Raw genomic sequence first — 11,670 nt, 5'->3', positions numbered from 1 at the left:
TAACCCCCGCTGCTCAGCGTTATTTTCCGTGAGTTATGCTGCAAAATTCACATTCCCCCGCGTGGTTGTTCAAGCCTGTGCTTCACTTTCAGTAATCTGTATCGCAAAAAATGATTTCTGGAGGATAAAGGTGAGTCAGGAATTCTATCAACAGCTTAAAGGAGAGTTGGCCCGCGCTGAACAGGAAGGGTTGTTCAAGCGTGAGCGGCAGATTATCAGCGAGCAGCAGGCGGAGATCGTGCTGGCGGACGGCAGCAGGCTGCTGAACTTCTGTGCCAATAACTATCTTGGCCTGGCGAATCATCCCGCCTTAATCGCCGCGGCGAAAACAGGCATGGATACCCACGGTTTTGGCATGGCCTCGGTGCGTTTTATCTGCGGTACGCAGGACAGCCATCGTCAGCTGGAGCAGCAGCTGGCGGCGTTTCTCGGCATGGAAGATGCCATCCTCTACTCCTCCTGCTTTGACGCCAACGGTGGGCTGTTTGAGACGCTGTTAAGCGAGCAGGATGCGGTGATTTCCGATGCGTTGAATCACGCTTCGATCATTGATGGCATCCGCCTGTGTAAAGCGCAGCGCTACCGCTATGCCAACAACGACATGGCGGAGCTGGAAGCGCGCCTGCAGCAGGCGCAGGCGGCCGGAGCGCGCCATATTTTGATCGCCACCGACGGGGTATTCTCCATGGATGGCGCGATCGCCAACCTGCGCGGCGTCTGTGACCTGGCGGAACACTACAAGGCGCTGGTAATGGTAGACGACTCGCATGCCGTCGGCTTTGTCGGCGAGCAGGGGCGCGGCAGCCATGAACACTGCGACGTAATGGGGCGGGTAGATATTATCACCGGCACCCTGGGTAAAGCGCTTGGGGGCGCCTCAGGTGGCTACACGGCGGCTAAAAAAGAGGTGGTGGAGTGGCTGCGCCAGCGCTCGCGGCCTTACCTGTTCTCTAACTCGCTGGCGCCCTCAATTGTTGCGGCCTCGATTCAGGTGCTGAATATGCTGGCGGACGGGCAGGGCTTGCGCCAGCGCCTGTGGGACAACGTGCGCTATTTCCGCAGTGCGATGAGCGCGGCGGGCTTTACCCTGGCCGGGGCCGATCATGCCATTATCCCGGTGATGCTGGGCGAAGCGCGGCTGGCGCAGGAGTTTGCCAGCCGCCTGCAGCATGAAGGGATTTACGTTACCGGCTTCTTTTATCCGGTGGTGCCAAAAGGAGAGGCGCGTATTCGCACCCAGATCTCCGCCGCGCACAGTCAGGCGCAGCTGGAACGTGCCGTAGCGGCCTTTGTGAAGGTGGGCCAGGAACTGGGCGTGATTGCCCTGCGGGAGGCATGATGAAGGCCTTAGCCAAGCTGCACGCTGAGCCGGGGATCTGGATGATTGAGGATGCGGCAATCCCGGAGCCGGGCCATAACGACGTGCTGATTAAAATCCGCAAAACGGCGATTTGCGGCACCGACGTGCATATCTACAACTGGGATGAGTGGTCGCAGAAGACTATTCCGGTGCCGATGATCACGGGCCATGAATATGTTGGAGAAATTGTTGCGCTGGGCCAGGAAGTAGCTGGCTTTCGCATTGGCGACCGCGTGTCCGGTGAAGGGCATATCACCTGCGGGCACTGCCGCAACTGTCGCGGTGGCCGCACGCATCTGTGCCGCAATGCGATTGGCGTCGGCGTCAACCGACAGGGCTGCTTTGCCGAATATCTGGTCATCCCGGCGGTGAACGCCTTCAAAATCCCCGATAACATTCCTGACGATCTGGCGGCGATTTTTGACCCGTTTGGGAATGCGGTGCATACCGCGCTCTCCTTTGATCTGGTCGGCGAAGATGTGCTGATCACCGGTGCCGGGCCGATCGGGATAATGGCGGCGGCTATCTGTCGTCACGTTGGCGCCCGGCACGTGGTGATCACCGACGTTAACCAGTATCGGCTGGATCTGGCGCGCAAGATGGGCGTCACGCGGGCGGTGAATGTCAGCCATGAAAATCTGCCGCAGGTGATGGCGGAACTCGGCATGACGGAAGGGTTTGACGTCGGGCTGGAGATGTCCGGCGTACCGGACGGGTTTCGCGCCATGCTCGACGTGATGAACCACGGCGGGCGCATCGCTATGCTCGGTATCCCCCCTGCCTCAATGGCGATCGACTGGAATCAGGTGATTTTCAAAGGGCTGTTTATCAAAGGGATCTATGGCCGGGAGATGTTTGAAACCTGGTATAAAATGGCCGCACTGCTGCAGTCCGGGCTGGATCTGACCCCGGTGATCACCCACCGCTATCCGATTGCTGCCTTCCAGCAGGGCTTTGATGAGATGCGCTCCGGGCATTCAGGGAAAGTGATCCTCGACTGGAGCTAATTCAGACAGGGTCGACCCGAAAGCGGTCGACCTCTACCTTATTATGCATATCAGTGAGTTGTAGGGGCTGACCCTCTTTTTCGGTCAGCCAGGGTGGGTCTGACTGAAAAAAGGTCGGCCTTTACAGCGGCTATTTCCCGAAAAGGTTTTTCTTCAGGCTCTGCACCAGCGGGCTGTTGCTGATGCTGTCAGCGATCACGCTCAGCGCTCGCGTGGCCGGCACGGGTTTAACCGTCACCTTGCACACTTCTGCGCCGCGGAACGGATTACGCGGCTGCGGTTTTTCTGCCGGCAGCGGGCGATTGCTGCCGCGCTGCGGCTCGTTTAGCAGCTGGCTTGGACGCACCAGGGTAATATCGGCGGGCAGCGTCGGCAGCATCTGCTGCAGCACGCGCACCGTGGTCGGATGCGGGTGGCCAATGGCGATCGCGGAGCCATCGCGCTGCGCCAGGCGTACTGCTCGGGTAAACTGCTGGCGGATATCGGCCTCATTCTGCGTATCGTCAAGGAATACGCGGCGCTTGATCACCTTCACGCTGGTGCCTGCGGCGGCGCGGGTTGACTGGCTGTTGCCGATGGTCATGCTGTCAAGGAAGTAGAAATTGTAGCGATCGAGCACCTGCATCACTTTCTGCATTCCCGGCAGGCTGGAGGTCATCGCGCTACCCATATGATTGTTTAGCCCAACGGCAAACGGTACGTCGGCGACGGCCTCACGCACGATGCGCGTAATCTCCTCGCTCGACATGTCCGGGCGCAGCGTGTCTTTTTCCAGCGGCTGTTTGCTAAGGGGGGCCATCGGCAGGTGGATCAGCACCTCGTGGCCGCGCTGGTGGGCTTTGGTCGCCATCTCACGGGCGTGCGGGGCATTGGGCAGCACCGCAACGGAGATGGCTGCAGGCATCTGTAGTACCTGATTTTCCTGCGCCGGGCGATAGCCGAAATCGTCAATGACAATCGAAAGCTTACCGGCGTACGCCGGGCTGACCATCATGATGGCGACCAGCAGACCGCTGAGTTTTCGGTATTGAAACAAAACTATCTTCCTAACCACGGTAGTGGATTGACTGCCTGTCCCTGACGGCGGATTTCAAAGTAGAGTGACGGCGTGCCGCGCCCACCGCTGGTGCCGACCAGCGCGATAGGCTGTCCTGCACGGACCTGGGTACCTACGCTCACCAGCGCACTCTGGTTATAACCATACAGACTCATATCGCCTTTGCCGTGCTCGACCACGACCACCAGGCCGTAGCCCTGCAGCCAGTCGGCCATCAGCACGCGGCCATCGGCAATCGCTTTAACTTCGGTGCCTTCCGGTGCGTCGATGACCAGTCCTTTCCAGCGCAGTTCTCCCTGCAGCTGCTCACCGAAGCGGTGTTCAATGCTGCCACGAATCGGCCAGACCATCTGACCGCCCGGCCGACCAAGGCCGCCGGTGCGCGACATCAGCGACCGCTCGCTGTCGGTCGGTTTGTAGGTGGTGCCTTTGCTCTTCGCCTGCGCCTCACGCTGGCGAACTTTTTCAGCCTCGCGCGCTTCACGTTCCGCCCGCGCCTTAGCTTCACGTTCGGCCCTGGCGATTTTATCCTGCAGGCGGCTTTCGTTCTGACGCAGCTCAACCAGCTGGGCCTGATCTTTCTCCAGCGAGGATTCGAGCGTGGTGATGGTTTTCTTGCGCGCCTGGCGAGCGCTTTCCAGCTTCGCCTGCTGCGACTGCTGCTGTGCTAATAGCGACTTCTGCTGGGCCTGCTTATCCACCAGGCTGGCTTTCTGCGCAGAGAGATCGCTGCGCGTTTGCTTGAGGTCTTCAATCGATTTCTGGCGCGCCTCATTGAGGTAGCCGAAATAGGCCAGCATACGTTCGCTGCGCTGGCTCTCTTCATTGCTGAGGATCAGCTGCAGCCCGCTGTGCTGACCCTGGCGGAAAGCGGCATCCAGCTGCTCAGCCAGAATTGATTCCTGCTGGGTCTGCTGCTGCTGGAGTTGAGTAATGGAGGCGTTAAGCGCGGAAATCTCTTTATTCAGCGTGGTGAGGCTGCTCTGCGTGTCGCGCAGCTGGCGGCTAGCCTGGGCAATGACCTTCTCCTGGCTCTGCAGCTGGTCAAGGAGCTGACTGCGCTGCTGCTTTTGCAGCCTGACGCTTTTCTCTTTTGCCGCGATATCCTGTTGAATACTTTGCAGCTGAGACTTGTTGTCTTCTGCCGCGAGAGCGGAAAAAGAGAACAGCAGGGCGCTGGTACAGAGTACCCCGACTGCCAGATTGGACATGCTTACGCGCAGTGGCAGGGCAGCAGCCTGCTGTTTACGCGGGGTCCATGAATGTAACACTGTCGCTTTTTCCCTCATAGCCCCGGATTATTCCACGATGAACAGCAGCTTACCAGCCATCTCGCGCTGGTTTTCTATTACTGACGGTAACATTTCCGCCAGATCCGATGCCACAAAAAGCCCCGATTGCACAACAATTCGCCGCTTAAGAACGCAGCGTCGCCATCACAGGATAGCTGCTTTCACTTAAGGCAACTTTTTTTTGTAATCTGTCGCAGAAAACATCACTCTGAGGCTCTACGCGACTGTACATGGCACTCCTGGCAGGTATACTCAGAAGCCTTGTTTTAGCTTATTAACCCTTTCGGGAGTTGTTACCCCTCATGCAAGATATTATGCAGTTCGCAGGCAATCACACCATTTTAGCTCTGGCGTGGGTTGTTCTGCTGGTTTTGGTGATCGTGACCACCGTTAAGGGCATGTTCTCCAAGGTAAAAGTAATTAGCCGTGGTGAAGCAACCCGTTTAATTAACAAAGAAGAAGCCGTGGTAGTGGACGTGCGTGGGCGCGATGATTACCGCAAGGGCCATATTTCTAATGCGATTAATGTGCTGGCCGCAGATATCAAGAAAGGTAGCTTCGGCGAGCTGGAAAAATATAAAGCCCAACCGCTGATCGTGGTGTGTGCTACCGGCACCTCCGCATCCGATTCTGCGGCGCAGCTGAATGCTGCAGGCTATGAGCAGGTTTACGTGCTGAAAGAAGGCGTATCCGGCTGGAGCGGCGATAATCTGCCGCTGGTGCGCGGCAAATAAACCGCGCGCAATAACGATTACTGGAGGGCCACCATGGCTAACGTTGAGATCTACACCAAAGCAACCTGTCCTTTCTGCCATCGGGCGAAAGCACTACTGAGCCAGAAAGGCGTGAATTTCAAAGAAATTCCAATTGACGGGAATGCTGACCTGCGTGAAAAGATGATTGAACGTAGCGGCCGGACCACGGTGCCTCAGATTTTTATTGATGCACAGCACATCGGCGGCTGTGACGACCTGTTTGCACTCGACGGTCGTGATGGCCTTGAACCGCTGTTAAAATAAGGGAAGGCTGCGCATCTGGCGCACATTGCCTGACTATTGCTGCAGCTCAATAACGGATTATTAACCAATAGGATTACGTACCATGTCAGAACAGAACAACACCGATATGTCTTTCCAGATCCAGCGTATCTACACCAAAGATATCTCTTTCGAAGCGCCTAACGCGCCACAGGTTTTCCAGAAAGAGTGGGAACCGGAAGTGAAACTGGACCTCGACACCGCGTCAAGCCAACTGGCTGACGATGTGTATGAAGTGGTACTGCGCGTCACCGTGACCGCAACCGTCGGCGAAGACTCTGCGTTCCTGTGTGAAGTACAGCAGGCAGGTATCTTCTCTATCGGTGGTATCGAAGGCACGCAGATGGCTCATTGCCTGGGCGCTTACTGCCCTAACATTCTGTTCCCGTATGCACGTGAGTGCATCACCAGCCTGGTATCACGCGGTACTTTCCCGCAGCTGAACCTTGCACCGGTTAACTTTGACGCGCTGTTCATGAACTATCTGCAGCAGTCTGAAGGTGAAGGTGCAGCACAGCAGCAGGACGCTTAATGCGTAGCCTTCATGCTTCTATGAGCGTCATCGGTGCCGGCTCGTACGGCACCGCTTTGGCGATTACGCTGGCGCGTAACGGCCATGACGTGGTGCTGTGGGGGCATAACCCGCAGCACCAGGCGCAACTGCAGGCCGACCGCTGTAACACCGCTTTCCTTCCCGATGTCCCTTTCCCCGCTACGCTCCACCTTGAAACCGACCTCGCTGCGGCGATTGCGGCCAGCCGCGACCTGCTGGTGGTGGTGCCAAGCCACGTGTTTGGTGACGTGCTGCAACAGATTAAGCCGCATCTGCGCGCTGATTCGCGCATTGTGTGGGCTACGAAAGGTCTGGAAAAGGAGACGGGCCGCTTGTTGCAAGACGTGGCGCGTGAGATCCTCGGTGACGATATTCCGCTGGCGGTGATTTCCGGCCCGACTTTCGCTAAAGAGCTGGCCGCTGGCCTGCCAACGGCGATTGCGCTGGCAGCGACGGACACGCAGTTTGCCGAAGAGCTGCAGCAGCTGCTGCACTGCGGTAAAAGCTTCCGCGTGTATAACAACCCTGATTTTATCGGCGTGCAGCTGGGCGGAGCGGTGAAAAACGTTATCGCTATCGGCGCTGGCATGTCGGACGGTATTGGCTTTGGCGCCAATGCCCGCACCGCGCTGATTACCCGCGGGCTGGCCGAAATGAGCCGCCTGGGTGCCGCACTGGGTGCAGATGCCACGACGTTTATGGGCATGGCCGGGCTGGGCGATCTGGTACTCACCTGTACCGATAATCAGTCGCGTAACCGCCGTTTCGGCATGATGCTGGGGCAGGGTGCCGATGTTGAAGGCGCACAGGCCACGATTGGGCAGGTGGTGGAAGGATTCCGTAATACCAAAGAAGTGAAGGCGCTGGCTGCACGGTTCGGCGTGGAAATGCCCATTACCGAGCAGATTTATCAGGTGCTTTACTGTGGTAAGAATGCGCGTGAGGCGGCAACCAGCCTGCTCGGGCGCACAAGGAAGGACGAAAACAGCGGGAGCTGACCGGGTTCATCATATTGTGATGCTGGCGCCCAGACGGGCGCTATTTTTTAATGGGGAGTGAGCCATGCCGTGTGTAGAGCCTGAACTGATCTGGGAGAACATCAAAACGGAAGCGCGTGCGCTGGCCGATTGTGAACCGATGCTGGCCAGCTTTTACCACGCCACTCTGCTCAAGCATGATGACCTGGGCAGCGCGCTGAGCTATATGCTCGCCAACAAGCTGGCTAATCCGATCATGCCGGCAATCGCCATTCGTGAGGTGATTCAGGATGCTTATCGTCAGGACCCGTCGATGATCATCTCAGCGGCCTGCGATATTCAGGCGGTACGCCAGCGTGACCCGGCGGTGGATAAATACTCCACGCCGCTGCTCTACCTGAAAGGCTTCCACGCCCTGCAGGCCTATCGCATTGGCCACTGGCTGTGGAATGAGGGCCGCCGTGCGCTGGCGGTTTACCTGCAGAACGAAATCTCCGTCTCCTTCGCGGTGGATATCCACCCGGCAGCGACCATTGGTCGCGGCATCATGCTGGACCACGCCACGGGCATCGTGGTGGGTGAAACGGCGATCATCGAGGATGATGTCTCGATCCTGCAGTCGGTCACCCTGGGTGGGACCGGCAAAACCAGCGGCGACCGTCATCCGAAGATCCGCGAAGGGGTGATGATCGGCGCCGGTGCGAAGATCCTCGGCAATATCGAAGTGGGGCGCGGCGCGAAGATCGGCGCCGGATCCGTGGTGCTGCAGCCGGTGCCGCCGCACACTACCGCGGCGGGGGTACCGGCGCGTATTGTCGGCAAGCCGGGCAGCGACAAGCCATCCATGGATATGGATCAGCATTTTAATGGCATGGTGCCGGGCTTTGAATTTGGTGACGGGATTTGATTTTGCGGGTCGATCGTTGATCGACCCCTACCTTAACTACGTGTCCGCTGCGGTGACTGCGCGCTGGCCGTATCCAAACTAGCTGCGACACCGACGGCCCCTGAATAGCTGCATCAGCCTTTCAATAACGCGCCTGCGTAATCTAACTGCCGCCACGCCTCATACACCACCACCGAAACTGCATTCGACAAATTCATGCTGCGGCTGTCCGCCATCATCGGGATGCGGATTTTTTGCTGTGCCGGCAGCGCATCAAGAATGCTGGCGGGCAGGCCGCGCGTCTCCGGGCCAAACAGCAGGTAATCGCCAGGCTGGTAGCTGACAGCGCTGTGGGCAGGGGTTCCCTTGGTGGTGAGTGCAAAAAGCCGCTGTGGGGCCTCTGAGGCGGCGAAAGCGTCATAGCTATCGTGATGCTTAATGGCGGTGAATTCATGGTAGTCCAGCCCGGCGCGGCGCAGCCGTTTATCATCCCACGCGAAACCGAGCGGTTTGATTAAGTGCAGTTGAAAGCCGGTATTGGCGCACAGGCGAATGATATTGCCGGTGTTCGGCGGGATTTCGGGTTCAAACAAGACGATATTAAGCATGAAAGCGGCCCTCAGGAACGAGGGCCGAAGGATAGCAAATTATTCGCTGTGGGTGGTATACAGCGGCAGCCATATCGTCAGGCGCAGGCCACCGAGCGGGCTGTCATCAGCTTTTGCCCAGCCGCGATGCTGCTGAATGGCGTTATCGACAATCGCCAGCCCCAGCCCCGTGCCGCCGGACTCCCTGTCGCGCGCCTCATCGGTGCGGTAGAACGGGCGGAAAATTTGCTCACGATCTTCCGCGCTGACGCCCGGGCCATCGTCATCAACGTGGATAGTGATGCCTTTTTTATCAACCGCGAAGCTGACGGCAATCTTGCTGTGGGAGTAGCGCAGGGCATTACGCACGATGTTCTCAAAGGCACTTTCCAGCGCGTTCGGGTTGCCGTAAAGCGGCCACGGTCCCGGTGGGTAAGGCACTTCCAGCGTTTTGCCCATCTGCTCGGCTTCAAAGCGCGCATCTTCCAGTACGTCGGACCACAGATGATTGGCCTTAATCGCTTCGCTCACCAGCGCGTTCTTATGCTGAGTGCGCGACAGCACCAGCAGATCGTTGATCATACCGTCCAGCCGCTGTGCTTCCATCTCAATACGCCCCAGCTCTTTACCTTCTCCGTGACGGCGGCGCATCAGCGCGGTCGCCAGCTGCAGGCGCGTCAGCGGGGTGCGCAACTCGTGAGAGATGTCGGACAGCAGTCGTTGCTGACCGGTCATCATTCGTTCCAGCGCACTGACCATCTGGTTGAAGCTGGCCCCGGCGGCAAGAAACTCCTGCGGACCCGATTCCAGCTCCGGCCGCTGGCGAAGATTACCGGCCGCCACGTCATCCGCCGCATGTTTCAGCTTGCGCGCCGGTTTTGCCAGGCTCCACGCCAGCCACAGCAGCAACGGTGAGCTGATCAGCATGGTAACAATCAGCAGCAGCAGCGGGCGGTCAAACAGCAGGTTGATAAAATCGAGCTGGGAACTGCCCGCAGGACGGATCAGATACAGCTGATAGTTATCTTCGCCATCGCGCACCGAAAATGGGCCAACCATCTCCAGCCGACCGTACTTTTTCTTCTGCGGATGATCGGAGTTATCGGACTGGCCGATAAAGTTACGGATCACCTGCATTTCGTTATGCTGCGCGCCAATCACGCGCCCTTCGCTGGTCACCAGCAGCAGGCGTTGACCGGGCGGCGCCCATTTATCGATGGCGCGGAACAGCCTGCGCCACCACATTAAATCATTGGGCGGGTCCTGACTCAGCTCCGCCTCAACGTGCTGCTCAATCATCGTTCCCTGCCGCTGCTCGTTATCCAGCAGCGGCGTCATCTGACGGGAATCAAGTTTGGGCAGCATTAACACCAGCATCAGTACCAGTGCCAGGGTCAGCCAGAAAATGGCAAAGATGCGGGTGGTCAGGCTGGATATCATGTCGCGGACACCATCAGATAGCCGCGCCCACGCAGGGTTTTAAACCACGGATGGCCGTCCTTGCGCTCCGGCAGCTTGCGCCGCAGGTTGGAGATATGCATATCAATTGCCCGGTCAAACGGCGTCAGACGCTTGCCAAGCACTTCCTGGCTCAGGTGCTCACGCGATACCACCTGGCCGAGGTGCTGGGCCAGCAGATATAGCAGCGTAAATTCCGTGCCGGTCAGATCCAGCGTGATATCTTCAAAGCTAGCCTCCTGGCGGCCTGGGTTCAGGCGTAGCATATCCACTTCCAGCGTCGGTGAGCTGTTGTCGTGCTGTTGCTGCTGTTCGCTCCAGTTGGAACGACGCAGGATGGCGCGAATACGTGCCACCAGTTCGCGGTCGTTAAAGGGTTTCGGCAGATAATCATCAGCACCCAGTTCGAGGCCCAGAACACGGTCCAGCTCGCTACCGCGTGCGGTTAACATGATTACCGGCGTCTGATGTTGTTGACGCAGCTCCTTCAGAGTATCGATGCCATTTTTCTTCGGCATCATCACATCAAGTAATAACAGATCAACAGAGCTGTCCAGTAGCGCCAGTGCCTGCTCGCCGTCACCGGCAACCAGCACATTGAATCCTTCCATTTCAAGCAATTCTTTCAGCAGCGAAGTCAATTCGCGGTCATCGTCAACCAACAGGATTTTATTCATTTTTTATTGCCCTCCGCAGGCAAAATACCGTGAACTTATGCGCTCATTCCATGGCTTTACGTAGTTTTACACCCCCTGACGCATGTTTGCAGCTGTCCCCGTAGACTCAATCTCGTTGAATCGAAATACGGAAACCAACACGGGAGTAAACGATGCGCAAAGTTACCGCCGTCGTTGTCGTTCCGGCACTGATGCTTAGCCTCTCAGCTGCCTGGTCTGCCAACGCCACGACGACTGACGAGATGCATCAGGATGACCAGGCTAACCGCCCAGTGAGGCAGGTTCCACAAAGTCACATGTTTGATGGCATCAACTTGACGGAGCAGCAGCGCCAGCAACTGCGCGATCTGATGCAGCAAGCGCGTCACGATCGTTCTCCCATAAGTATTAACGATTTAGAGCAACTGCACGAACTGATTATTGCAGAAAAATTTGACGAAGCGGCTTACCAGGCTCAGGCGGAAAAGATTGCACAGGCGGAAGTGGCGCGCCAGGTCGAGATGGCCCGGATACGCAATCAGATGTACCACCTGTTAACGCCACAGCAGCAGGCCGTTTTGCAACAGAAACATCAGCAGCGCCTTCAAGAATTGCGCAGGCTAACGAATATGCAGCTGTCATCACCGCTGCAGGCAGCAAGCAGTACCGGTAGTAACCCGCAGTAACCAGTAACATAGTATCCCTGTTTTTCCTTGCCATAGACAATATCCCTGTCTTCCCCCACCATGATGGTGGGGGTTTTTTTTGCCCGAAAACCAGTATACTCAAAGGCACTGAAT

13 protein-coding genes are annotated in these 11,670 nt (G+C 57.5%); 8 read left to right on the top strand and 5 right to left on the bottom strand.

What is annotated here, in order from left to right:
- The first annotated feature begins 130 nt into the window (after positions 1–130).
- The gene (gene kbl, locus ID864_RS20905) at positions 131–1,339 is read left to right on the top strand and encodes a glycine C-acetyltransferase (protein WP_048914244.1); all 1,209 of its coding nucleotides are present in this window, start codon (positions 131–133) and stop codon (positions 1,337–1,339) included.
- Entirely contained in the window at positions 1,339–2,367 is a 1,029-nt protein-coding gene (gene tdh / locus ID864_RS20900) for an L-threonine 3-dehydrogenase (RefSeq protein WP_099754404.1), read from the top strand. The genes kbl and tdh overlap by 1 nt, the downstream gene beginning before the upstream one ends.
- 130 nt (positions 2,368–2,497) lie before the next feature.
- Here the strand turns inward: tdh and ID864_RS20895 are convergent, their stop codons facing one another.
- Both ID864_RS20895 and envC read right to left on the bottom strand, forming a co-directional pair.
- Positions 2,498–3,403 carry a divergent polysaccharide deacetylase family protein gene (locus ID864_RS20895; RefSeq protein WP_048914245.1) on the bottom strand — a complete coding sequence of 302 codons (906 nt, stop codon included), beginning with the start codon at positions 3,401–3,403 and terminating at the stop codon, positions 2,498–2,500.
- Positions 3,404–3,405: 2 nt separating this feature from the next.
- On the bottom strand, positions 3,406–4,713 hold the full coding sequence (envC, locus tag ID864_RS20890) for a murein hydrolase activator EnvC (RefSeq protein WP_048914246.1): 1,308 nt from the start codon (positions 4,711–4,713) through the stop codon (positions 3,406–3,408).
- A 305-nt stretch (positions 4,714–5,018) separates the two neighbouring features.
- On the opposite strand from envC, the gene ID864_RS20885 reads away from it, so the two are divergent.
- The 5 genes from ID864_RS20885 to cysE all read left to right on the top strand — a co-directional run bounded on the left by ID864_RS20885 (position 5,019) and on the right by cysE (position 8,190).
- Positions 5,019–5,450, top strand: a complete 432-nt coding sequence (locus tag ID864_RS20885; RefSeq protein ID WP_048914247.1) for a rhodanese-like domain-containing protein — start codon at positions 5,019–5,021, stop codon at positions 5,448–5,450.
- A 33-nt stretch (positions 5,451–5,483) separates the two neighbouring features.
- Entirely contained in the window at positions 5,484–5,735 is a 252-nt protein-coding gene (gene grxC / locus ID864_RS20880; protein WP_048914248.1) for a glutaredoxin 3, read from the top strand.
- An 82-nt stretch (positions 5,736–5,817) separates the two neighbouring features.
- Positions 5,818–6,285: a protein-export chaperone SecB gene (gene secB / locus ID864_RS20875; protein ID WP_048914249.1), complete on the top strand. Its 468-nt coding sequence runs from the start codon at positions 5,818–5,820 to the stop codon at positions 6,283–6,285.
- On the top strand, positions 6,285–7,304 hold the full coding sequence (gene gpsA, locus ID864_RS20870; RefSeq protein WP_048914250.1) for an NAD(P)H-dependent glycerol-3-phosphate dehydrogenase: 1,020 nt from the start codon (positions 6,285–6,287) through the stop codon (positions 7,302–7,304). The genes secB and gpsA overlap by 1 nt, the downstream gene beginning before the upstream one ends.
- Positions 7,305–7,368: 64 nt before the next feature.
- Positions 7,369–8,190, top strand: a complete 822-nt coding sequence (gene cysE, locus ID864_RS20865; RefSeq protein ID WP_048914251.1) for a serine O-acetyltransferase — start codon at positions 7,369–7,371, stop codon at positions 8,188–8,190.
- Positions 8,191–8,303: 113 nt separating this feature from the next.
- Here the strand turns inward: cysE and trmL are convergent, their stop codons facing one another.
- The 3 genes from trmL to cpxR are packed head-to-tail and all read right to left on the bottom strand — an operon-like array spanning position 8,304 to position 10,891.
- Complete coding sequence (trmL, locus tag ID864_RS20860) at positions 8,304–8,777, bottom strand: tRNA (uridine(34)/cytosine(34)/5-carboxymethylaminomethyluridine(34)-2'-O)-methyltransferase TrmL (RefSeq protein ID WP_099754397.1); 474 nt, start codon at positions 8,775–8,777, stop codon at positions 8,304–8,306.
- Positions 8,778–8,816: 39 nt separating this feature from the next.
- Positions 8,817–10,196, bottom strand: a complete 1,380-nt coding sequence (cpxA, locus tag ID864_RS20855) for an envelope stress sensor histidine kinase CpxA (RefSeq protein WP_048914253.1) — start codon at positions 10,194–10,196, stop codon at positions 8,817–8,819.
- Complete coding sequence (cpxR, locus tag ID864_RS20850; RefSeq protein WP_048914254.1) at positions 10,193–10,891, bottom strand: envelope stress response regulator transcription factor CpxR; 699 nt, start codon at positions 10,889–10,891, stop codon at positions 10,193–10,195. The genes cpxA and cpxR overlap by 4 nt, the downstream gene beginning before the upstream one ends.
- 152 nt (positions 10,892–11,043) lie before the next feature.
- On the opposite strand from cpxR, the gene cpxP reads away from it, so the two are divergent.
- Positions 11,044–11,556, top strand: coding sequence for a cell-envelope stress modulator CpxP (gene cpxP / locus ID864_RS20845; RefSeq protein ID WP_191150310.1), 513 nt, complete (start codon positions 11,044–11,046; stop codon positions 11,554–11,556).
- Positions 11,557–11,670 lie beyond the last annotated feature (114 nt).

The organism is Erwinia aphidicola (genome assembly GCF_014773485.1).
Classification (GTDB): domain Bacteria; phylum Pseudomonadota; class Gammaproteobacteria; order Enterobacterales; family Enterobacteriaceae; genus Erwinia; species Erwinia aphidicola.
Note: the sequence above shows the minus strand (reverse complement) of the source record. Positions and strands in the feature narration are given on the sequence as shown.